The sequence below is a fragment of the Chitinophaga arvensicola genome, assembly GCF_900110835.1.
Classification (GTDB): Bacteria; Bacteroidota; Bacteroidia; order Chitinophagales; family Chitinophagaceae; genus Chitinophaga; species Chitinophaga arvensicola.
Genome location: NZ_FOJG01000001.1, coordinates 1807110 through 1830205 on the forward strand (window position 1 = coordinate 1807110; position 23096 = coordinate 1830205).

General features: G+C 46.4%; 18 protein-coding genes. 15 read left to right on the forward strand and 3 right to left on the reverse strand.

Translation table 11 applies throughout. The annotated features are described in order from the left end of the window. Nucleotides 1-344: 344 nt before the first annotated feature. Complete coding sequence (locus tag BMW79_RS07750; RefSeq protein ID WP_245752405.1) at nucleotides 345-902, reverse strand: YqgE/AlgH family protein; 558 nt, start codon at nucleotides 900-902, stop codon at nucleotides 345-347. A 436-nt stretch (nucleotides 903-1338) separates the two neighbouring features. Here BMW79_RS07750 and BMW79_RS07755 point away from each other — a divergent pair, with 436 nt between their 5' ends. After that, nucleotides 1339-2715, forward strand: coding sequence for a sensor histidine kinase (locus BMW79_RS07755; RefSeq protein ID WP_245752406.1), 1377 nt, complete (start codon nucleotides 1339-1341; stop codon nucleotides 2713-2715). Between the two features lie 4 nt (nucleotides 2716-2719). Then, nucleotides 2720-3532: a HesA/MoeB/ThiF family protein gene (locus BMW79_RS07760; protein ID WP_089892776.1), complete on the forward strand. Its 813-nt coding sequence runs from the start codon at nucleotides 2720-2722 to the stop codon at nucleotides 3530-3532. 64 nt (nucleotides 3533-3596) lie between these two features. Here the strand turns inward: BMW79_RS07760 and BMW79_RS07765 are convergent, their stop codons facing one another. After that, a complete protein-coding gene (locus BMW79_RS07765; protein WP_245752407.1) occupies nucleotides 3597-4481 on the reverse strand; it encodes a S66 peptidase family protein in 885 nt (294 codons plus the stop codon). A gap of 156 nt (nucleotides 4482-4637) precedes the next feature. Here BMW79_RS07765 and metG point away from each other — a divergent pair, with 156 nt between their 5' ends. From metG to lpxB, 7 genes are all read left to right on the forward strand, one after another. Then, nucleotides 4638-6776, forward strand: coding sequence for a methionine--tRNA ligase (gene metG, locus BMW79_RS07770; RefSeq protein ID WP_089892781.1), 2139 nt, complete (start codon nucleotides 4638-4640; stop codon nucleotides 6774-6776). A gap of 284 nt (nucleotides 6777-7060) precedes the next feature. Further along, a complete protein-coding gene (locus BMW79_RS07775) occupies nucleotides 7061-9460 on the forward strand; it encodes a 3-hydroxyacyl-CoA dehydrogenase/enoyl-CoA hydratase family protein (RefSeq protein WP_089892784.1) in 2400 nt (799 codons plus the stop codon). 98 nt (nucleotides 9461-9558) lie between these two features. Then, nucleotides 9559-10455, forward strand: a complete 897-nt coding sequence (locus BMW79_RS07780; RefSeq protein WP_089892787.1) for an ABC transporter ATP-binding protein — start codon at nucleotides 9559-9561, stop codon at nucleotides 10453-10455. Beyond that, nucleotides 10452-11231, forward strand: a complete 780-nt coding sequence (locus BMW79_RS07785; protein ID WP_089892790.1) for an ABC transporter permease — start codon at nucleotides 10452-10454, stop codon at nucleotides 11229-11231. Before BMW79_RS07780 ends, BMW79_RS07785 begins: the two co-directional genes overlap by 4 nt. Before the next feature lie 84 nt (nucleotides 11232-11315). Next, nucleotides 11316-12092 carry a 5'/3'-nucleotidase SurE gene (surE, locus tag BMW79_RS07790; protein WP_089892793.1) on the forward strand — a complete coding sequence of 259 codons (777 nt, stop codon included), beginning with the start codon at nucleotides 11316-11318 and terminating at the stop codon, nucleotides 12090-12092. A gap of 31 nt (nucleotides 12093-12123) precedes the next feature. Next, nucleotides 12124-12426, forward strand: a complete 303-nt coding sequence (locus BMW79_RS07795) for a hypothetical protein (protein WP_089892796.1) — start codon at nucleotides 12124-12126, stop codon at nucleotides 12424-12426. Nucleotides 12427-12444: 18 nt separating this feature from the next. Then, nucleotides 12445-13548 (forward strand): lipid-A-disaccharide synthase, encoded by a 1104-nt coding sequence (lpxB, locus tag BMW79_RS07800; RefSeq protein ID WP_089892800.1) that lies wholly within the window; start codon nucleotides 12445-12447, stop codon nucleotides 13546-13548. Here the strand turns inward: lpxB and BMW79_RS34360 are convergent. Continuing rightward, a complete protein-coding gene (locus BMW79_RS34360; protein WP_317042874.1) occupies nucleotides 13545-13715 on the reverse strand; it encodes a DUF6728 family protein in 171 nt (56 codons plus the stop codon). The genes lpxB and BMW79_RS34360 overlap by 4 nt on opposite strands. Nucleotides 13716-13768: 53 nt before the next feature. Between BMW79_RS34360 and BMW79_RS07805 the strand changes: the two genes are divergently transcribed. The 6 genes from BMW79_RS07805 to BMW79_RS33845 all read left to right on the forward strand — a co-directional run bounded on the left by BMW79_RS07805 (nucleotide 13769) and on the right by BMW79_RS33845 (nucleotide 23035). Next, nucleotides 13769-16339: a beta-mannosidase gene (locus BMW79_RS07805; RefSeq protein WP_089892804.1), complete on the forward strand. Its 2571-nt coding sequence runs from the start codon at nucleotides 13769-13771 to the stop codon at nucleotides 16337-16339. A gap of 2 nt (nucleotides 16340-16341) precedes the next feature. Next, complete coding sequence (locus BMW79_RS07810; RefSeq protein ID WP_089892807.1) at nucleotides 16342-17784, forward strand: alpha-L-fucosidase; 1443 nt, start codon at nucleotides 16342-16344, stop codon at nucleotides 17782-17784. Nucleotides 17785-17898: 114 nt separating this feature from the next. Next, a complete protein-coding gene (locus tag BMW79_RS07815) occupies nucleotides 17899-18639 on the forward strand; it encodes a response regulator transcription factor (protein WP_089892811.1) in 741 nt (246 codons plus the stop codon). A 142-nt stretch (nucleotides 18640-18781) separates the two neighbouring features. After that, nucleotides 18782-21028 carry a RelA/SpoT family protein gene (locus BMW79_RS07820; protein ID WP_089892814.1) on the forward strand — a complete coding sequence of 749 codons (2247 nt, stop codon included), beginning with the start codon at nucleotides 18782-18784 and terminating at the stop codon, nucleotides 21026-21028. 192 nt (nucleotides 21029-21220) lie between these two features. Then, entirely contained in the window at nucleotides 21221-22492 is a 1272-nt protein-coding gene (locus BMW79_RS07825; RefSeq protein ID WP_089892817.1) for an adenylosuccinate synthase, read from the forward strand. 93 nt (nucleotides 22493-22585) lie between these two features. Further along, nucleotides 22586-23035: a hypothetical protein gene (locus BMW79_RS33845; RefSeq protein ID WP_177192075.1), complete on the forward strand. Its 450-nt coding sequence runs from the start codon at nucleotides 22586-22588 to the stop codon at nucleotides 23033-23035. Nucleotides 23036-23096 lie beyond the last annotated feature (61 nt).

Genomic DNA, 23096 nt, shown 5'->3' on the forward strand with positions numbered 1-23096 from the left:
CTATACGAGATATCCGCAGTAACTACCTGTACATCAATAGACAGCCTTATCAAGGGCTGTGTATATTACCTAATGAATATGCCTTTGACGATAATTTGTTAGTGTTCAGGTAAAATCTGGTATCGGTCTATGGAAGGATCAAAAATTTTTCATAGGTTTTGCCTTCATAGGTGTATTCTTATCGGTTATTTTACTTACCTGAAAACGGGTTATGTAATTGGTATGATGTATCAATTACTTTAGCAAGATATTTAATTTGTTTTAAATAAACAGCATTCCCGCTGTTCATTTTTAGCTTAAAATGACAGGCTCGGCCGATCTCCTTCTCTTTCAGAATATTAGCGTTAATTTAAGGAGGGATCTATGGGATAATTTGCCATCATGGCAAAGGTACTGCCAAGGTTTTTGAGAGATTGCTGCCATATTTGCTGCTCCTGGTGTTCAAATATAAGCCCGGCTTCCGTTTGTGAAAGGATCCAGGATTTCTCCTTTACCTCGGCCTCCAGCTGCCCGTCTGTCCACCCGGAATAACCGATAAAGAACTTCACCCGGTCTGGCGCTAATAAGCCCTTATTAATGGCGTTTACCACTTCATCGAACCTGCCACCCCAGAAAATACCAGGCATGATCTCCTGGCCCCCGCTGATCAGCGACGGCTCCCGGTGCACAAAATGGATCGTATCCATCTGAACCGGGCCTCCATAATATACCGGGATATTTCCCAATAATACTTCCGGTACCAGGTCGCTCAACGTCTGGTCAAATAACTTATTGATTACAAAGCCAAAACTGCCTTTTTCCTCGTGTTCACAAAGAAGTACAACCGTGCGGGAGAAGTTTGGATCTTTCAGGAATGGATCAGCTATCAGCAAAATGCCGGGCGACAAAGTTACCATAGACATACAATTTTATAGCTGATCAAATTTAACTAAATGATTGAATAATAAAGGAGAAAAGAAAAAAGAAGGGAGAAAGTAAAGAAAATAAAAAAAGGAGGCTAGAAAACCTCCTTACCATTTTATCAACCAAAATCTAAATCGCTTATGGAACGAATCCACATCGATGTATGTAGAAAGTTTAATTACTTTGTTATGATCCTGAACTAATCAAATTTAGTACCAAGATTCTGAAGCAAAGGTAAGGAAAGAAGCACTAATAAATTCAGCAGTGCCCAGTTAAAATTACGTTAAAGTGATATTGTATTGCAGACCTAACGCGGAGAGCCGTTCTACAGTCTTTAATTTCGTATCATAGTTGCTATAGCAATGATCTTTTTTAACATATTTTAGTATTTCCCAGAGCTTATCTTTGAGATAATTAAAGCCTGACAAATTTTACATGATACCACTGAAAAAAATTTTCCCCGTCATCGTTGTACTGATCTCTTTATCCTTGCTGGGAATCATCTACATTCAGATAAGCTGGATCAAAAGTGCTTTGCTGATTAAACAGGAACAACTGTTTCAGCGGGCCATCAACATGACACAGGATGTGTACAATGATATGATGTCACGTCGCCAGGCGGCTATCATGTTTAAAATTGATGGTAAGGAACCCGCAACTTCCAAAGGATTCAATCTCGATATCAGCCGCGTACCCTACCAGGCGCCCGCAGCGAGCGATTTTTTCACAGTACAGGAAGTAAAACGTTGCATTCAGGCCAATATGAGGAAAAATCGCCTCGATTCCACCAATTTTGAATTCGCCATCCTCGGTATCGTACCCGGTTCAGACCTTGCTACCATTAAGATGCAGTCGGCCGGATTCGTGAAAATGTACCAGAAAAGCCAGGAAGACAGTCTCAAAAATATCAACGACTATAAAGTACAGGTAATTCCCCTCACTGAACAGAACGATTACAGTCCACGCGTAGAACGGCTGATGATTGTAATGCCCACCGACGACTCCATCGCCAAACAACTTGGCTTCATGATCTCCGGCGGGGTGCTGTTTACCATTATCATTATCACGGCGTTCGCCCTCACCATCCGTACCCTGCTGAACCAGAAGAAACTCTCGGAAATAAAATCGGACTTTATCAATAACATGACCCATGAACTGAAAACACCGCTGGCCACTATTTCACTGGCCATAGATGCGATCAGGAATGAGAAAGTGATGTCCAAACCGGAAAAAATCCAGTATTTCTCCGGGATCATCAAAGAAGAAAACAAACGGATGAACAAACAGGTGGAAAGCATCCTGCAATCTGCCCTCCTGGAGAAAGATGAAATAGCGCTCAAACTCCAGGTGATGGACGTGCATCATGTCATTGAAAGTACCACTAACAATCTGCAGTTACAGCTGGCCGCCAAAAACGGTGTGGTAGATCTGCAACTCGATGCCATTAACCCGGTGATCATGGCAGACGATGTGCATTTCTCCAACCTGATCTTCAACCTGATGGATAATGCTATCAAGTATTCCAACGATAACCTGGAGATAAAAATACAAACATACAATACCCGCAAAAGCCTGTTCATCGTGATTGCAGACAACGGTATTGGCATGAGCCGCGATACAATTTCACGTATCTTTGAAAAGTTCTATCGCGCCCATACTGGTAATGTGCATAATGTAAAAGGGTTTGGCCTTGGTCTTACCTATGTAAAGGCCATTGTAGATGCGCATAAAGGAAAGATTAAAGTGGAAAGCGCCATCGGCAAGGGAAGTAAATTTACCCTCGAATTTCCACAGGAACTAGCTAAAGGATAAGCATATGATACTGAGTGAAAAAGAAATACAGCATTTCAAAAATCCTATTGCCGTTCCTGGCTTAGGTATCACCATGCAGGAAAAGCTGAAAGAAGCCCGCGTTCTCGTAGTAGGCGCCGGCGGATTGGGCAGTCCTGTGATACAATACCTCAGCGCCAGCGGTGTAGGTGTGATCGGGATCGCCGACTATGGTGTGATCAACGATGAAGATATGCATCGTCAGCCGATCTACCAGATGCAGGATATCCGCAAACACAAAGCAAAAATGGCTGCCAGCAGATTGTGGGCAGTGAACCCATACACCAAGCATTACCCGATACTGATGCAGGTGAAGCCGGAAACCATCAACATGATGCTGGTGGGGTTCGACCTGGTAATTGATTGCTCGCAGCATTTACCTACCCACCTGGTGGTCAATGATGCCTGCCTGGTGCATAATAAGCCTTACATCACCGGAGAAGTACATAACTGGATGGCCTGGTTTGCAGGCTTCAATATGCCACTGGCAGATGGTACCAACTCTGCTACCTACCGTTGCGCCTTACCGCTCACGGAAGAGTACCGCAATTTCGATGCAGGGGCATTGGGCGCCACGCACGGAGCACTTGGTACCCAGATCGTTTGCGAAGTGATCAAATACCTCATCGGTGTGCCATTGGGTATTGCCGGTAAGTTTTATGGAATAGATTATCTGCATAACCAGACCCAGGTGCTCGATCTGCAACCGGATCATGCTTTGATAGAGAGTATCCGTACTGCCGGTGTGCTCACTGCGGAGGAATACGGACTGGAGATTGTGCCCGATGTGGAGGATTAATAACGGGTAAATGATTTTTTGGAAGATGCGGCAGAACAGGCCGTTCTATCGCATCTTCCAAAAACTATATTTCTGACAGCACTGTTTTAGCGCCTATCTTCAACTCATGTTTTATGCCCAGCTTCAGGGAGTAGTTGGCCGCCTGGTGGCCACTCGGAAACCCAAAGCAAACCGGGTATTCATAATCCTTCACCAGGTTGCTGATAATTTCATATTCTGTCTGACCAAAAGGCGTATCGGTTTCCTTGCCGTCTGTAAAGGCCCCTACTACCAGTCCCGCCAGCTTATCGAGCCAGCCCGCACGCTTCAGGTTATACATCATCCGGTCGATGTTGTACCGGTATTCACCGATGTCTTCCAGCAGCAGGATTTTTCCCTTGGTATTGATCTGGGAAGGAGTGCCGGAAAGATTGGCCAGCATGGATAAGTTGCCGCCTACGAGTATGCCGGAAGTTTTGCCTTCCTTGTTCAGCGGATGTGCCGGCGCCGTGTAGCGGTAGGTTTTCCCTTTCAGGGCTGCCGCCAGGCTTTCCGTATATTCGTTATCGAAAGTATCGGGTGTAATACCGCTGCACATCATGGAATGCAGGGTGGCAATACCGAAATGCCGCTGTACATGGGAGTGCAGGGTGGTAATATCACTGTAGCCACACAGCCACTTGGGTTGTTTGCGGAAACGGGTGAAATCCAGTTTATCGATGATACACACCATTCCATAGCCCCCACGGCCAAATACGATGGCTTTTATCTCGGGATCATCCAGCATGTCCTGCAATTCTTCCAGTCGCAGTTCATCCGGTGCGGAGAAATTATGAAAGCTGGTTCCTACGGTGATGCCGAGGTGTACACGGTAACCCCAGGAGGTGAGTACGCCACGCGCATACTCTGCAGCCTGCAGGTCCATTTTGCTGCTGGAGCAGGTAATTCCGATCAGATCACCTTTTTTCAAATATGGCGGAATTTTTACCATTGTTCCTTTTGTTTACCTTTGCAGATTAGTTAGCGTAAATTCATTCTTTATTCGCTGACTAAGGTGATAAATTGTTATGGTGATTCCAAAAACAATCACTGATTTAAAGTTTATTTAAGCATTCTTTAAGAGAATATGGCAAAATTTAATAGATATTTAATAACTGCGGCATTACCGTATGCCAACGGCCCGGTGCACATCGGACACCTTGCCGGCTGCTATCTGCCCGCAGATATTTATGTACGTTATTTACGTGCAAAAAAGGCAGATGTAAAATTTGTTTGCGGCACAGATGAACATGGTGTTCCCATCACCATCAAAGCAATGAAGGAAGGTGTGAGCCCGCAGGACGTGGTAGATAAGTACCACAAAATCATTGGCGACAGCTTCGCCGCTATGGGTATTTCCTTCGATATCTTTGCCCGTACCAGTGATCCGGTACATCATAAAACTTCCCAGGATTTTTTCCTGAAGATGTATAACGATGGCCTGTTTGAAGAAAAAGAAAGTGAGCAATATTTTGACCCGGAAAAAGAAATGTTCCTGGCCGACCGGTATATTGTTGGTACCTGCCCTAACTGCGGTAACGACAAAGCCTATGGCGACCAGTGCGAACGCTGTGGCAGAACCTTAAGCCCGGATGAACTGATCAATCCTCATTCTGCATTAAGCAATGCTCCCCTGGTGAAGAAGAAAACCAAGCATTGGTACATGCCTTTGCAGAACTACGAACCCTGGCTGAAAGAATATATCATCGACGGTCATAAAGAGTGGAAAAACAACGTATACGGTCAGTGTAAAAGCTGGCTGGATAGTGGTTTACAAAGCCGCGCCATGACCCGCGACAGCAACTGGGGTATCAAAGTACCGCTGCCGGATGCAGAAGGTAAAGTGCTGTACGTATGGTTCGATGCGCCGATCGGTTATATCTCTGCTACCAAGCAGCTCACCGAAAACTGGGCCGACTACTGGTGTAAAGACGATACCAAACTGGTACATTTTATTGGTAAGGACAACATCGTTTTCCACTGTATCATTTTCCCCGCGATGCTGAAAGCACACGGTGATTTTGTAGTTCCGGACAACGTACCTGCCAATGAGTTTCTGAATATAGAAGGTGAGAAGGTATCTACTTCCCGTAACTGGGCCGTGTGGGTAAATGATTATATCCAGGACTTCCCGGATCAGCAGGATGTGCTGCGTTATGTACTCTGCGCTACTGCCCCGGAAACCAAAGACAATGACTTCACCTGGAAAGACTTCCAGGACCGCAATAACAGTGAACTGGTAGCCGTTTTCGGCAACTTCGTGAATCGCGCTATGGTGCTGATGCATAAGTTGTGCGGCGGTAAGGTGCCCGCACTGCATCCTGAATTCATGAACGATGGCGATAAAGATATCCTGAAAGAATTCGGACTGGCAAAAGAGAAGATTGAAAACAGCATCGAAACTTACCGGTTCCGCGAAGCGTTATCAGAAGTGATTGAATTTGCCAGGAAGGGTAACCAGTATCTGCAGAAGAACGAACCCTGGATTTTAGCCAGTGTGCTGGAAAAACTGAAGGCAGGTGAACAACATCCGAAGTATCCGCAGTACGAAGAAAAGGACATCGCATTTTTACAGGCCCGCATCGATATCTGTCTGCATATTTCATTGCAGATGACAGCGAACCTGGCGATCTTCTCTCATCCGTTCCTGCCGTTTACCGCGAAGCGTATCTGTCATATGCTGAAAGTGGTGGACCGTATGCTGGAATGGGATAATGCCGGCAGCGATAAACTGCTGAGCGTGGGTTATACCCTGCGTCCGCCTGAACTGTTATTCAAACAGGTGGAAAACGAACAGGTAACTGCCCAGATCGAAAAACTGCACGCCGGTCTGAAACAGGCGATGGATGCTGCAGCAGCCAATGCACCGGCAGTGGAAGAAGCGCCCGTAGCTCCTCCTAAACCGGAAATTCAATACGATGATTTCGCGAAACTGGATCTGCGCGTAGGTACCATCCTGCAGGCGGAGAAAGTGGCGAAAGCAGATAAATTACTGAAACTGCTGGTAGATATTGGTACGGAGCAACGTACTGTTGTTTCCGGTATCGCCATGCATTTTAACCCGGAAGACATTGTAGGCAAACAGGTAACCCTGGTAGCCAACCTGGCTCCCCGTAAAATGCGCGGTATCGAAAGCCAGGGCATGATCCTGATGGCCGAAGATAATGGCAAACTGATCTTTGTAAATCCTGCTGAAGCAGTGAAGCCGGGTAGCGGCGTGAGCTGAGGTAAGGATAACAACTTTCTATAAGAATAAAGCCGATACAATTTTGTATCGGCTTTATTCTTATATGTAGATTCATATATGTTTATCTGGCTGCATCTGAAATATCCCCCAAATTGTTAAGCTCCAGCCAATTTATCCTGCCTTTACAAAAAAGTATTATAGAAATCGCTTTCCGCTGATGGTAGAACTCTAAAAAATGCTAAATTCAAGGATCGGTAAATTTAAGTTACAAATGCTGGCGGCTCCGCGTAAAGAATAAAAGCTGACAGCTAAAAGCCAAAGCTATGAGACACATCAACAAAGTAGCCGTATTAGGCTCGGGCGTAATGGGATCAAGAATAGCCTGTCATTTTGCAGGTATAGGCGTTCAGGTACTGCTGCTGGATATAGCGCCAAAGGAACTGAACGATGCGGAAAAGAAAAAGAACCTGACCCTTGACCATCCCGCTGTGAAGAACCGGATAGTGAATGATGCCCTGCAGGCCGCGATTAAATCAAATCCGTCGCCCGTTTTTACAAAGGATGTGATTAAACGCATCAAGACCGGCAACTTTACAGATGACATGAAACGGCTGGCAGATGTAGACTGGATAATAGAAGTGGTGGTAGAAAACCTGGATGTGAAGAAAACCGTGTTTACCCAGGTAGAGCAGTTCCGTAAACCAGGCACGCTCATCACTTCCAATACATCCGGTATTCCTATCCACCTGATGACAGAAGGCCGCAGCGAAGATTTCCAGAAACATTTCTGCGGTACCCACTTCTTTAACCCTCCCCGTTATCTCCGTTTACTCGAAATAATACCTACTCCACATACAGACCCTGCCATCGTTGATTTCCTGATGCATTACGGGGATCTGTTCCTGGGCAAAACCACGGTGCTGTGTAAAGACACGCCGGCGTTTATTGCCAACAGGGTTGGTGTATTTTCTATCATGGCCATTTTCCACATCATGCAGGAAATGGGACTGGGCATCGATGAGGTAGACGCCCTCACCGGGCCGGTGATCGGCCGTCCTAAATCGGCTACCTTCCGTACCGCCGATGTGGTAGGGATTGATACGCTGGTGAGAGTAGCCAAAGGCGTAATGGACAACTGTCCGCAGGATGAAGCCTTGCCTATTTTCAAGATTCCTCCTTTCCTCCAGAAAGTAGTGGAAAATAACTGGCTGGGAGATAAAACTGGTCAGGGCTTCTACAAGAAAACGAAAGGCGAAGGCGGTAGCAAGGAAATACTGACGCTGAACCTGCAAACTATGGAATATGGTCCCAAACAGCGGGCGAAGTTTGCCAGCATTGACGCCGCCAAACCGATAGAAGACCTGAAACAGCGCATCAAAGCGCTGGCAGGAGCTACCGATAAAGCAGGTGAGTTCTACAAACAATTCCATGCTTTCCTGTTCTCTTATATATCACACCGCATTCCTGAAATAGCAGATGATCTCTATAAAGTAGACGATGCCATGAAAGCCGGCTTCGGTTGGGAAATTGGTCCGTTCGAAACCTGGGACCTGCTGGGAGTGGAAGCCTCTGTGAAACTGGTAGAAGAGAAAGGTCTCACCGTAGCACAATGGGTAAAAGATATGCTGGCCAAAGGCATCAGCACTTTCTATAAAGTAGATAATGGTAAGAAATTCTATTACGATGTAACCAGTCAGGCATACAAAACATTACCGGGAGAAGGACAATTCATTATCCTGGAAAACTTCTCCAAAAATGTAGTGTGGAAAAACAGCGCCTGCAACCTGATTGATATTGGTGATGGCGTGGTTTGCTTCGACTGGAAAACAAAAATGAATACCATCGGCGGAGAAGTGCTGGAAGGATTGAATAAGGCGATAGACCGTGCAGAGAAGGATTTCCGGGGACTGGTAGTGGGCAATGAAGGTACTAATTTTTCAGCCGGCGCCAATGTGGGTATGATCTTCATGCTGGCGGCAGAGCAGGAGTTTGACGAGCTGGATATGGCGGTACGCCTGTTCCAGCGCAGCACGATGCGCCTGCGTTATTCATCCGTGCCGGTAGTGGTAGCGCCACATGCCCTGACATTGGGTGGTGGTTGCGAAATGTGTTTGCATGCCGACAAAGTGCAGGCAGCTGCTGAAACCTACATAGGACTGGTGGAATTGGGCGTAGGTCTGATCCCTGGCGGTGGCGGAACAAAAGAAATGACCCTTCGCGCCAGCCTGGAATACAAGGAAGGCCGCATTGAGGAAGAACCACTGAAAGATTTCTTCATGACCGTAGCTACCGCCAAAGTAGCAACTTCCGGTTTTGAAGGCTTTGATATGGGCGTGTTAAAGAAAGGTCATGATGAGATTACGATGAACCTGAGCCGGTTAATTGCAGACGCGAAACGCAGCGTTATTGCACTGGCAGATGAAGGATATACCCGCCCGGTAGAAAGAACGGATATCAAAGTAATGGGCCGTGGTGCACTGGGCGCATTGCTGGCCGGTGTGTATGCCATGAAGTTTGGTAATTATATTTCAGAACACGATCAGAAAGTAGCGAATAAACTGGCGTATGTAATGTGTGGAGGCGATCTGACAGAAGCCTCCTATGTGAGTGAACAATACCTGCTGGACCTCGAAAGGGAGGCCTTCCTGAGTTTATGCGGAGAGCGCAAAACGCTGGAACGCCTGCAGAGCGTCATCAAAACGGGAAAGCCCGTACGAAATTAAAAACTGTTATTTTAATGTATGGGAAATGTAGTGAAGATTAGCCATAAGATCATTCGCTGCATTTCCCTTTTTATTTTCATCATTTTAGATTAATTCCCGTGCCAATTCTATCCTTACAAAACATTTCCAAAAGATATGGGGCTGTACAGGCACTATCCGGTGTATCCTTTGAGGTGCCTGCCGGTAGTGTATTTGGTGTGCTGGGCCCTAACGGTAGCGGCAAAACGACGTTGCTCGGTATTGTTACCGACGTATTAAAAGCAGATACCGGCAGCTTTTCGCTGTTCGATAAAACGCCCACCGCGCGTGAACGGCGGCAGATAGGTACTTTGCTGGAAACGCCCAATTTCTATCATTATCTCAGCGGGTATAAAAACCTGGAAATCTCTGCGGCTATCAAACAGCGGGGGAAAGACGATATCGCACGGGTGCTGGAGATCTGCGGTCTTACGGCCAGGCAGCATTCTGCTTTTAAAACCTATTCGCTGGGGATGAAGCAACGGCTGGCCATTGCAGCGGTGCTGCTCGGAGATCCGGAGGTACTGATACTGGATGAACCTACCAATGGACTTGACCCTTCCGGTATTGCAGAAGTACGCGGCCTGGTGCGTAAACTGGCGGATAGCGGTAAAACCATTATCCTGGCCAGTCACCTGCTGGACGAAGTGGAAAAGGTATGTACCCATGTGGCCATTTTGCGCAGCGGCAAGTTATTGTTGTCTGGTGCAGTGAATGCGGTGATCAGCCGGAATGATTTCGTGGAGTTATCGGCTGCCGATAATGCGCAGTTACAGGCAGCAATGCTGCGGTACCCGGGCTGCACGGGGGCGGATATACAGGGCGGCCTTATCCGTGCATCGTTCGACGCGTCTCCCGATGCGGCTGCGATCAACAGCTACTGCGCGCAGCAGGGTATCTGGCTGAACCACCTGCAGCTCCGTCAGAAAAGTCTTGAAACCGCATTCCTGGAAATTACTAACATCCCCGCCAAATGAAACAGATCATCTATACCGAATGGCTTAAAGTAAAGAACTACCGCACCTTCTGGGTGATGCTGCTGCTTGCGCTGGTGATTATACCGGCAGGAAATTTTATGGTAGCCGATAAGCTCAGTGATCAGAACTTCCGGCAGGTAGGCAAGTTACTGGGGAATCCTTTTAGTTTCCCGGATGTATGGCTTACGCTGGCTTCACTGAACAGCTATATCTCCGCCCTGTTTGGCCTGTTGCTGATTATACTGGTCACCAATGAATATACGTACCGTACCAACCGCCAGAATGTAATTGACGGCTGGGAACGTAAAGAGTTTGTATATGCGAAATTATTCTGGCTGGTGGCCATCTCCCTGACTACCCTGATAGTGGCTACACTCAGCGCCACCTTGGTAGGAATGATTTATGGCGAGAAGCCTTTCAGCTTTGAAGGATACCACTACATGCTGTATTACTTCCTGCAATTCAATGTGATGCTCACTATTGCACTGCTCATCGGGGTGCTGGTAAAACGGGCGGGGCTGGGCATTGTACTCTTTGTGGCTTATAATATGATGCTGGATCAGCTGTTGTCGTTTATATTGAAAAGGTATGTGGGATTGCCGGGTGGCTTGCTGCCATTGCAAAGCGGCGATGAACTGTTGCCTTTTCCGCTGGTGGGAAAGATGGTTTCTGCCGGTGATCAATATGAGCCTTATGTATATGTGACTGCGATGATCGGGTATATCGCCGTAGGCATCTACCTGGTTTTCAGGAAAATATTAAAATCCGATCTGTAGAAATATCCATATATTTCACATTCTTTTAAAGCGAAATGTTTGGGAGAGAGCTTAAATTTGTTGTGCAAAGTTAAAAGGTGAATTATGGCAAAACAAGAGCGGGTTATTTTAGTGACAAATGATGACGGTATTACCGCACCGGGTATACGTGCCCTGATAGAAGCGGTGAAGCCATTGGGAAAAGTAGTGGTAGTAGCGCCGGATAGTCCTCAGTCGGGCAAAGGCCATGCTATTACAATTGGGGTTCCTTTGCGTTTGAACCAGGTAGACATCTTTGAAGGGATAGAGGCATGGCAGTGTTCCGGTACTCCGGTAGATTGTGTGAAGCTGGCCCGCGACAAAATCCTGCATGGTAAGCCGGATATCTGTGTGAGTGGCATTAACCACGGCGCCAATCATTCTATCAATGTAATTTATTCCGGTACCATGTCTGCCGCCATGGAAGCAGCGATAGAAGGTATTCCTTCTGTAGGGTTTTCTTTCCTGGAATACAGCTACGATGCGGATTTCTCGCTGCCCAAGAAGGTAGCGCATGAAGTGACGAAGAGAATGCTGGCATCCGATCTGCCTGCTGGTACGCTGTTTAACGTGAATATTCCTATCGTCAGCGAAAAGGATTACAAAGGACTGAAGATCAGCCGTCAGGCAGATGCCAAATGGGTAGAGGAGTTTGACGAACGCCGCGATCCGCATGGTAAAAAATACTACTGGCTCACGGGAGAATTTAAAAACCGCGATAACGGACAGGATACAGATGTGTGGGCTCTGGAAAATAATTATGCTTCGCTCGTTCCGGTGCAGTTCGACCTGACTAACTATTCGTTGAAGAAGAAGCTGGAAGAGGATTGGAAAGACCTGTAAGCATTCGTTATATCGCCATTATAATAGCAGTATGTTAAAAAAAGACAATCTTCCATTAGGGATTTTACTGGGGTTTTTAACACCCCTGATTGCGTTTTTCCTGTATTACTTTTTCGTCATCAGACCACATAATAATGTTGGACTGGGGCAGTTCCTGGGTATCCTGAAAGACAACAGACAGATGATTCCAAAACTGACCAGTATCTGCCTGTTACTGAACGGGCTGGTATTTTTCCTGTATACGAGAAAGCGACTGGATATTACCGCCAAAGGTATTTTCCTGATGACGATGCTGTACGCTATTGGCATATTGTTGCTCAAACTGATCAGATAATTTTTAATCTACACAATATTGAAATATTACATTATTGCAGGAGAAGCGTCAGGTGATTTGCATGGCAGCAATCTTGTAAAACAATTAAGGCAGCTGGACACGTCGGCGGATATACGTAGTTGGGGAGGTGATCTGATGGAAGCTGCCGGTGCACATGTAGTGAAGCATTACAAAGAACTGGCCTTTATGGGCTTTGTAGAAGTGGTGATGAACCTGCGTACTATTTTAAAAAATATTGATGTCTGTAAGAAAGACATTGCCGCCTGGAAACCGGATGTACTGGTGCTGGTAGATTATCCCGGGTTCAATATGCGCATTGCCGAATGGGGCAAGCAACAGGGATTTAAAATAGTGTATTACATTTCTCCGCAGGTATGGGCCTGGAAAGAGAACCGCGTGAAAAAGCTGAAACAGTATGTTGATAAAATGCTGTGTATCCTGCCTTTTGAACCGGAGTTCTATCATAAATGGAATTACGATACCGAATACGTAGGACATCCGCTGGTAGAAGTGATTAAAGCAGCGAAAGAACAGCCAGCCGACGCACCTTTATCAGATAAGCCGGTAATCGCCGTATTGCCAGGCAGCCGTAAGCAGGAAGTAAGCGTAAAGCTGCCCATCATGCTTACCATGGCCAAGCATTTCCCGCAGTACCAGTTTGTAGTGGCACAGGCGCCTAGCCTGGATGATCACTTCCTGGAAGAACTGACCGGTCAGCATGCCAACGTATCCATGGTAAAAGGCCAGACCTATAAATTATTGCGTCAGGCGAAAGCCGCGCTGGTAACGTCTGGTACGGCTACACTGGAAACAGCCCTCTTCGGGGTACCGGAAGTGGTATGTTATAAAGGGAATCCGATTTCCTATTTCTTCGCAAAGCACCTCATCAAAGTAAAATATATCTCCCTGGTAAATCTTGTGATGGACAAGCTGGTGGTAAAGGAATTGATTCAGCACGACCTCACAGAAGAAAACCTGTTGAAAGAACTGAATGCTTTACTGAATGACGAAGCCACCAGGAGCCGGGTAAAGAAAGATTACGCGGAACTGTGGCATAAACTGGGAGAGAAGGACGCTTCCCGTCGTGCAGCAGAAGTGATCTATGAATATGCGATCGCTTAGTGTTTTCTGATCAGCCTGATCACCATAATAATCACCGCTATTATAAAAAGTAACAGGGAAATCCTGTTCATCCCATGCATCATTGCCACGTAACGTGTCTTTGGTGCATTGGGGTCCTTTTTGCCTATATAGAGATACCTCAATATTTGTTGCCAGATACTTTTCATTTCTCAAAGATCGTAAATCAGTGCTATTTTTGGTCCTTCTGAAAATTTAGGACATGAAATATTTATTGTTGACAGTGAGCTGCCTGCTGGCACTATTTACCAACGTAATAGCGCAGGACCGTGTATTGTCGGATGGCTGGGAGTTTTCCCGCGTAGATGAGGGTATCTGGCGTCCGGCCACTGTTCCGGGCACCGTGCATACAGATCTGCTGGCTTTGCATTTGATTCCTGATCCTTTTGTGGGAACCAATGAAAAGGCCGTGCAATGGGTCGATAAAAAAGACTGGCAATACCGGAAGAAGTGGACGATGAAAAAGCAGGAACTGAATGTTGATGTAATAGAACTGGAGTTCAAAGGGTTGGATACTTATGCAGATGTGTACCTCAACAATCATTTAATCCTGCAATCCGTCAACATGTTTGTTTCCCATACGGTAAACGTAAAAGAATGGCTGGTAGCAGGTGACAACGAATTACGTATCCTGTTTAAAAGTCCCGTTAAAACAGATATGCCTAAATTTCTGCAGGATAGTATCATCTATCCGGCGGGTAATGATGCCAGTGATATTCCTTTGAGTATTTATGCCCGTAAAGCGCCCTATCACTATGGCTGGGATTGGGGCCCACGGCTGGTAACGTCGGGGATCTTTCGTCCGGTGTACCTGCATAGCTGGAATAAAGCTGTGATCCGTGATGTGTACTGGCAGCAGTTGCAGGTGGATAGCACAAAAGCTGATTTGCAGGCAGCGGTGACCATAGAAGCGGCTGCCGCCGGAGATTATACCTTGTTGCTACAGGAAAAACGCCCGCATGGCGTGGCGCCTGAACTGGCGAAACAACCCGTAAGTCTGCAGGCCGGAATCAATGTGATTAAAATACCGGTTTCAATTAAAAAGCCTTCGCTGTGGTGGCCTAACGGCATGGGAAATCCTTTCCGGTATGAATTGCAGGCAAGTTTACTGAGTAATAAAAAGGCGATAGCTGTTAATAACACACTGATTGGTTTACGCAGTATTGAAGTAGTGAATCAACCCGATAGCCTGGGCGAATCTTTTTACGTGAAAGTGAATGGCCGCCCGGTATTTATGAAAGGCGCCAATTATATTCCGCAGGATAATTTCTTACCGCGTGTGAGTAAAGAGAAACAGGCAAAGTTGTTTGATGATATGGTGACTTCTCATTTCAACATGGTGCGTGTGTGGGGCGGTGGTGTATATGAAGATGATAACTTCTACCAGCTGGCCGATGAGAAAGGTATCCTGGTGTGGCAGGATTTTATGTTTGCCTGTACGTTGTATCCTTCAGATCCGGCATTCCTGGAGAATGTAAAAGCGGAAGCAGCTGATAACATCAGCAGGTTGCGCAATCATCCTTCACTGGCGTTGTGGTGTGGAAATAATGAAGTAGCAGTAGCCATCAAAAACTGGGGCTGGCAAAGCGGGTATGCCTATACGGATACGCAGTGGCAAAGCCTGTTGCAGGGTTATGATAAATTGTTTAAAGAAGTGTTGCCGCAACAGGTGGCTACTTATCAGCCGGGAGCTTTTTATTTTCATTCTTCCCCCATCAGCAACTGGGGCAAGCCGGAAGATTTTACCAAAGGAGATAACCACTACTGGGGCGTATGGCATGGCATGGAGTGGTTTGAAGCATTCAATACGCATATCCCCCGTTTTATGAGTGAATATGGTTTCCAGTCCTTCCCATCTATGGAAACGATCCGCACATTTGCTACCAGGGCCGATTATGATATTTTTTCCAACGTGATGCAGGCGCATCAGAAAAGTCCGGCGAAAGGAAATACCGCCATTAAAACGTATATGCTGCATTACTATCGTGAGCCAAAAGATTTTCCCTCTTTTGTGTACCTGAGCCAGGTGTTACAGGCGGAAGGTATGAAAGTAGCGATAGAAGCGCATCGGAGGGGCATGCCGTATTGTATGGGAACGTTGTACTGGCAGCTGAATGATTGCTGGCCGGGTGCATCGTGGTCAGGCCGTGATTATGATGGCCGTTGGAAAGCGTTGCAGTATTATGTAAAAGATGCGTTTAGTCCGCGCCTGGTATCTAATGTGATGGAGCAGGGACAGTTATCTACCTATGTGGTAACGGATGAATATAAAGGAAAGGCCGACCTGGTGATGAAGGCGATGGATATCAGCGGGAAGCTGATCTGGGAGAAGGAAATAAAGGATATTTCCCTGGAAGGCAATACCAGCAAAAAACTACATAGTATCGATACCGCTGCCATTTTGCAGGGGAGTAGTGCATCAAGGGTAATATTCTATTCACAACTGCGAATAGACAATAAGGATATGGAGCGGAATATCTTTTACTTTGCTGCTGCGAAGGACATGAACCTGGAAGTGCCGCACCTGGACATCGTAACCAGCAAAGCACCGAAAGATAAAGGCGTGGTGTATATCCGGGTAAAAACGGATAAACTGGCCAGGAATGTTTACCTGTCACTGGACAATGCGAATGCCTCCGATCATTTTGAGGATAATTATTTCGACTTATTACCGGGAGAAACCAGGACCATCCGCTTGCAGACCGGTCAGTTGCCGGAGTTGATTCAACAGGCTTTGAAAGTAACCACATTAGTATCTTCTTATAAAAACTGACAATGAAAAAAAAGTACCTGATCTTATTGGGATTTGCACTGCTGGGCTTTAACGGCATCCAGGCACAGAGCGAAGAGCCGCCATATGTACCGGAAACAGATCCGGCGGTGGTAAAGAAACTCGACGAATGGCAGGATTGGAAATTCGGCATGATCATGCACTGGGGGCCTTATTCCCAATGGGGAGTGGTGGAATCCTGGAGCATCTGCCCGGAAGATGAAGGCTGGACACAACGCAAGCCTGCAGGAGTACCTTATTACGATTATCTGAAGAAATATGAGGCATTGGGGAAATCCTTTAATCCTGTACACTTTAACCCGGAGAAATGGGCCAAAGCAGCAAAGGATGCAGGGATGAAGTACCTGGTATTTACTACCAAGCACCATGATGGCTTCTGTATGTTTGATACCAAACAGACTGATTATAAAATTACGGCGGCAGACGGGGCTTTCAGTAAGAACCCGCGCGCCAATCTTGCGAAAGAAGTGTTCCAGGCTTTCCGCCAGGAAGGGATTCATGCCGGTGCCTACTTTTCAAAACCCGATTGGCATACTGAATACTATTGGTGGAATTATTTCCCGCCAAAGGATCGCAACCCGAATTACGATCTGAAGAAATACCCGGAAAGATGGAACCAGTTCAAGCAGTATACCTATAACCAGATTGAAGAGCTGATGACAGGTTACGGCAAGCTGGATATTCTGTGGCTCGATGGAGGCTGGGTGCGTCCATTGAAGCAGCAGACCAAGGAATCGCTTTCCTGGAGTCAGACGGCGCCGCAGGATCAGGACATTGACATGGGCAAAATTGCCACCATGGCCCGTAGTCACCAGCCCGGACTGATAGTGGTAGACCGTAGTGTACATGGACCGTATGAAAACTACCGTACGCCGGAACAGCAGATCCCTGACAAGCCGCTGAGCTATCCGTGGGAAACCTGTATGACCATGGGCAGTTCCTGGTCTTATGTGCCGGACGACAAGTACAAAACCGTGAATGTGCTGATTCATAACCTGGTGGACATTGTGGCCAAGGGTGGGAACTACCTGTTGAATGTGGCTCCTGGTCCGGATGGAGAGCTGCACAATGATGCCTATACCACCATGAAGCATATTGGCGAGTGGATCCATATTAATGGGGACGCTATTTACGGTACCCGTGCAGTGGCACCTTACAAGGATGGCAAAGTTTGCTTTACCCGCAAGCAGGATGGCAGTGTATATGCGATCTATTTACTGGATGAGCAGGAGCAGTTGCCGGCGGTGATTACCTTTAAGGGGTTAACACCTGCCAAAGGGGCCCGTTTAACCCTGTTGGGGGCGAATAATAAGCTGGTGTGGAAAACTACAGCCGCCGGTGTGGAAGTACAGATTCCTGCAGCGCTGCGTAGCAAAGGGTTTCAACATGCAGTAGCCATTAAAATACCCATTGTGGAAAAGCTGTGATTGTGATGTGAATTAATGTGAATTAGTGTTGATAAATAAAAAAAAGAGAGGGACGCTTACCCGCGTTCCTCTCTTTCTTGTTTTATAGTCGAACTGATCACAAATGGTAGCTATATGAACAGAAACCCAAAAGTCTTGCTTGTTGAAGATGATAAAGCATTCGGTGGTATCGTTAAGCAGCACCTGGAGCAGGCCGGCTACAATGTAGAGCATTGTTTTGACGGCGTGGATGCCTGGAACCTTTACTCGAGAACCAAATACGATATCTGCCTTATCGACATTGTTCTTCCGAAGATGAACGGATTTGAACTGGCAAAAGAAATCCGGAATGCTACCATGCTGACACCCATATTTTTCCTGTCTGCGGAAAAAACGAAAGATGAAGACCGTATCAGTGGTTTTCAGCTGGGAGGCGATGGTTACCTGGTAAAGCCGTTTAGTTTTGAAGAGCTGGTGAAGCGGATGAAGGTGATCCTGAAATGGACCCGGCCCAACCGCACGGAGTTGCTGGTGGGGCATACAGTGGGGCCTTACACCTTCCATTACCGGAAGCTGAAGATCTATGAAACGGGCACGAAGCAGGCCAAGGGGAAGATTTCTCCTATAGAGGCGAAGATGCTGCGTTATTTCCTCAGCCGGCCCAATATTATTGTGCAGAAAGATGAGGTGCTGCTGCGGGTCTGGGGGAAAGAGGATTTTTATGCAAGTCGTAGTATGGATGTGTTTATTGGCCGTATCCGCAGAATCCTGAAACTGTTGCCGACCATAGAGCTGGAAACGGTATACAATGTGGGGCTGCGGCTGAATGTGCCGGAAAACCTCACACCGATCAAGATTACAGTGCCTTTGTACTGATTTTACTGAATACCCCTGCTGAATAATCAACCTGTCCGCCCTTTCCCGGTATTATACCAGGAAAGGGTGGCTGTTTTGCGTCAAACACTGCTTTTTATACCTGCTTTTCTTTCAGATTATATTAAATCGTAACTTTATTGCAATGGAAACAGTGGTTGTACAAAAATATAATTTAGACGAAGAGCAGGAAAAGAAGGAAATCGTTCGGCATTACCGTGCTTTATTAAGGGCGTTGAAACCCCGTTTGAAAAAAGGCGACAGGGAGCTGGTACGTACTGCTTTTGAAATGGCAGCAGATGCACACAAGGAAATGCGGCGTAAATCCGGTGAGCCTTATATATTGCATCCGCTGGCTGTATCGCAGATCTGTGTGGAAGAAATAGGCCTGGGTGTGCGTTCCGCCATCTGTGCCTTATTGCACGATACCGTGGAAGATACCGAGGTGACGCTGGAAGATGTGTCCCGTGAATTCGGGAATGAGATCGCTCATATTGTGGACGGTCTCACAAAAATATCTACCGTAATAGACTCCAGTACCAGCACGGCACAGGCAGAAAACTTCAAGAAAATATTACTGACCCTGGCAGATGATCCCCGGGTAATCCTGATCAAGCTGGCAGACAGGTTGCACAATATGCGCACCCTGGATAGCATGAGCCGGGAAAAACAGTTGAAAATTGCTTCTGAAACCGTATTTATTTATGCGCCCCTGGCCCACCGTCTCGGCTTGTACAATATCAAGTCCGAAATGGAAGACCTGGCCATGAAATATACCGAGCAGCAAACCTACCGGGAAATTGCCAAACGGCTCAAGGAAACGAAACGTGAGCGGACCCGCTATATCAACGAATTTATCAAACCTATCAAGGAGGTTCTCCAGGAAGAAGGGTTTGAATTCGAGATCTATGGCCGCCCTAAATCGATCCATTCGATCCATAACAAGATCAAAACCAAAGGCGTAGCCTTTGAAGAAGTATACGATCTTTTCGCCATCCGTATTATCCTGGATTCTGCGATAGACAAGGAAAAAGCGGATTGCTGGAAGGTATATTCCATTATCACCGACTTTTACCATCCCAGCCCGGAAAGGACCCGCGACTGGCTCAGTAACCCCAAATCCAATGGATATGAGGCGTTACACGTTACCGTGATGGGGCCCAGCGGAAAATGGGTAGAGGTGCAGATCCGCTCCAAACGCATGAACGACTATGCGGAAAAAGGGGTAGCGGCGCACTGGCGGTATAAGGAAGGCAGTGGCGCTTCGGCGCAGCAGGAATCCAAATTTGATCAATGGTTTACCCAGATCCGGGAAATCCTTAGCAACCCGGATTCCAATACGCTCGACTTCCTGGCTGATTTTAAGAGCAACCTGTTTACGGAAGAAATCTATGTGTATACCCCCAAAGGGGATCTGAAGATATTACCGGTAAACTCCACGGCACTCGATTTCGCTTATTCCATCCATAGTGCGGTGGGAAATAAGTGTATCGGCGCCAAGGTGAATTATAAACTGGTGCCACTGAGCCATAAGCTGCGCAGCGGGGACCAGGTAGAGATTATTACTTCCAATAAGCAGAAGCCTTCGGAAGACTGGCTCAATTTTGTGCTGACAGCCAAAGCAAAATCCAAGATCAAGGATGCGCTGAAGGAAGAAAAGCGGAAAGTGGCCATGGACGGAAAGGCAGCGCTGGAACGGAAGTTATCTCACATGAATATTTCTTTCAGCCAGCATAATATCAATGAGCTGGTACAATTCTATAAACAGCCCTCCCCGCTGGACCTGTATTACCAGGTAGCGGTGAAAAATATAGACCTGAAAGAGCTGAAACAGTTTTCTGTACTGGGTGATAAGCTGGAACCGCCTAAACCGGTGAAAGTGCCGGAACACGTGTCGGAAGAGCATGTGAAGCATCAACTGCCTTCCAAAAAGGATGCGGAGCTGATTATTTTCGGAGAAAGTTCTGATAAGATTGCCTATAAGCTGGCAAACTGTTGCCGCCCGATCCCGGGAGACGACGTATTTGGCTTTATTACAGCCAGTGAAGGATTGAAGATACATCGAACCAACTGTCCAAACGCAGCGCAGTTACTGGCCAATTACGGGCACCGTGTGGTAAAGACCAAGTGGGTGAAAAACCGTGAAATTTCCTTCCTGACCGGTTTACGCATCATTGGAATGGATGATGTGGGTGTGATTCATAAGATCACCAATATTATTTCCGGTGAATTAAAGATTAATATCTCCGCCCTCAGCATTGAGTCGAAAGAGGGCTTATTTGAGGGGCTGATCAAAGTTTATGTACACGATAAGGAAGAACTGGACGAGCTGGTAGAAAGGCTTAAAAAGCTGGATGGAATTCAATCTATCCAGCGGCTGGAAGAATCCTGATACCGGTGATCTGTCATTGGTTTTTTCTATACTGATAAATGCGGCGGGGACGAGGTCATATTCATCTCCGCTGCATTTGTGAATGGCTGTTGGGTAAAAGCTAAAAGCCATCAAAATTTGTATTTGTTAATATTCGCCTTAATTTTGCGACTTCTTTTAAAGCAACAACCTCCGATATTTAATTAAATCATTATGGTAGACGTTTTGTTAGGCCTGCAATGGGGCGACGAAGGCAAGGGTAAGATTGTGGACTATTTCGCCGGCAGGTACGACGTGATTGCCCGTTTTCAGGGTGGACCGAACGCAGGTCACACGTTATATGTAAACGGACAGAAAGTAGTATTACGTACTATCCCCTCCGGTGTATTCCACGATAAAACCATCAACCTTATCGGTAATGGCGTAGTGCTGGATCCAGTGGCTTTCAAAAAAGAAAGCGAAGATATTTCAGCGCTGGGTGTGGATCTGACAAAAAATCTGTTTATTGCGGAAAAAACCCATATCATTGTTCCTACGCACAGAGCGCTGGATAAAGCCTCCGAAATAGCCAAAGGCAATGATAAGATCGGTTCTACGTTAAAGGGTATAGGTCCTGCCTACATGGACAAAACCGGCAGAAATGGTTTACGCGTAGGTGATGTGATCTCCAAAGATTTTAAAGCACTGTATGAGAAACTGAAGCAGAAACACCTGCAGTTGTTGTCTCAGTACGATATAAATGAATTTTCAGAAGATATTGCCAACTGGGAAGCTGAGTTCTTCGAAGCGATTCCTTTCCTGCAGAAAATGAATGTGGTAAGTGGCGAATATTTCCTGAACGAGAAACTGAAAGCCGGTAAGAAAGTATTGGCCGAAGGCGCCCAGGGAAGTATGCTGGATGTGGATTTCGGTACTTATCCTTTCGTTACTTCTTCCAACACGATTTCTGCTGGCGTATGTACCGGTTTGGGTATTGCTCCGCAGTGGATCAAGGAAGTAATCGGTGTTACCAAAGCTTATTGCACCCGTGTTGGTAGCGGACCTTTCCCTACTGAACTGCATGATGCTACCGGTGAGCTGCTGCGTAAAGCAGGTCACGAATTTGGTGCTGTAACCGGCCGTCCACGCCGTTGTGGCTGGATTGACCTGGTAGCACTGAACTATACCTGCATGCTGAGCGGCGTTACTCAACTGGTGATGACAAAAAGCGATGTACTGGATGAATTTGATGAGGTACTGGCCTGCACCGCTTACGAAATTGACGGAAAGCAAACAAAGCAATTGCCTTTCCAGTTAACCGGTCTGGACATTAAACCAGTGTGGGAAACATTTAAAGGATGGAGCGACAAAACTTCTACTTCTCAGCAGTTCAACGAGTTACCAGCAGAGATGAAAGCGTTTGTTGATGCAGTGGATAGTTATCTGGGCGTTCCTGTGAAATACGTTTCCAACGGACCTGGACGCGATCAGATCCTTGAAAAGTAGAAGCAAAAAAGTAAGGAAAAAAAACAGCAAAAAAAATTTGGCGAATAAAAAAAACTATTAAAACTTTACGGCAAAGAAATAAGGTAACCTATTATGAAATCAAAATCTGATAAAGAGAAAGAGACCAAAAAAACTACTTCTCCTAAGACTGCAAAAGAAGCTCCAAAAGCTGCGGCCAAGCCTAAGAAAGAGGTGGATGATGATGATGAGGAGGAAGATGATGAAGATGTGAAACCTTCCAAATCTGCCTCAAAGAAATCAGATAAGCCCGCTTCAAAATCCAAGCGTAAAGACGACGACGAGGATGATGAAGATGGTGAGGATGGAGATGACGATGTAGATGATGCGTGGGAAAAGGGAGAAGATGATGATTACGACCCTGATTTTGAAGAATTTGACATGCCTAAGTCAAAAGGTAAACGCGGCCGTCCCAGCACTGGCAGCAAGAAAGCCGATGACGATGACGACCTGGGCATCGATGATGAATTCAAAGATATGGATCTGTTCAACGATCGTTTTGATGATGATGATGATGATTTTTAAGCACTAAACACGATTGTTATCAGGATATTCCACACTTTTCCGGTTGATAATCAGAAAATAT

What these genes read in the sequence shown, in the direction of transcription:
- BMW79_RS07750 (WP_245752405.1), bottom strand. Translation starts at nt 902, where the DNA reads ATGTCTATGGTAACTTTGTCGCCCGGCATTTTGCTGATAGCTGATCCA.
- BMW79_RS07755 (WP_245752406.1), top strand. Translation starts at nt 1,339, where the DNA reads ATGATACCACTGAAAAAAATTTTCCCCGTCATCGTTGTACTGATCTCT.
- BMW79_RS07760 (WP_089892776.1), top strand. Translation starts at nt 2,720, where the DNA reads ATGATACTGAGTGAAAAAGAAATACAGCATTTCAAAAATCCTATTGCC.
- metG (WP_089892781.1), top strand. Translation starts at nt 4,638, where the DNA reads ATGGCAAAATTTAATAGATATTTAATAACTGCGGCATTACCGTATGCC.
- BMW79_RS07775 (WP_089892784.1), top strand. Translation starts at nt 7,061, where the DNA reads ATGAGACACATCAACAAAGTAGCCGTATTAGGCTCGGGCGTAATGGGA.
- BMW79_RS07785 (WP_089892790.1), top strand. Translation starts at nt 10,452, where the DNA reads ATGAAACAGATCATCTATACCGAATGGCTTAAAGTAAAGAACTACCGC.
- surE (WP_089892793.1), top strand. Translation starts at nt 11,316, where the DNA reads ATGGCAAAACAAGAGCGGGTTATTTTAGTGACAAATGATGACGGTATT.
- BMW79_RS07795 (WP_089892796.1), top strand. Translation starts at nt 12,124, where the DNA reads ATGTTAAAAAAAGACAATCTTCCATTAGGGATTTTACTGGGGTTTTTA.
- BMW79_RS34360 (WP_317042874.1), bottom strand. Translation starts at nt 13,715, where the DNA reads ATGAAAAGTATCTGGCAACAAATATTGAGGTATCTCTATATAGGCAAA.
- BMW79_RS07805 (WP_089892804.1), top strand. Translation starts at nt 13,769, where the DNA reads ATGAAATATTTATTGTTGACAGTGAGCTGCCTGCTGGCACTATTTACC.
- BMW79_RS07810 (WP_089892807.1), top strand. Translation starts at nt 16,342, where the DNA reads ATGAAAAAAAAGTACCTGATCTTATTGGGATTTGCACTGCTGGGCTTT.
- BMW79_RS07815 (WP_089892811.1), top strand. Translation starts at nt 17,899, where the DNA reads ATGAACAGAAACCCAAAAGTCTTGCTTGTTGAAGATGATAAAGCATTC.
- BMW79_RS07820 (WP_089892814.1), top strand. Translation starts at nt 18,782, where the DNA reads ATGGAAACAGTGGTTGTACAAAAATATAATTTAGACGAAGAGCAGGAA.
- BMW79_RS07825 (WP_089892817.1), top strand. Translation starts at nt 21,221, where the DNA reads ATGGTAGACGTTTTGTTAGGCCTGCAATGGGGCGACGAAGGCAAGGGT.
- BMW79_RS33845 (WP_177192075.1), top strand. Translation starts at nt 22,586, where the DNA reads ATGAAATCAAAATCTGATAAAGAGAAAGAGACCAAAAAAACTACTTCT.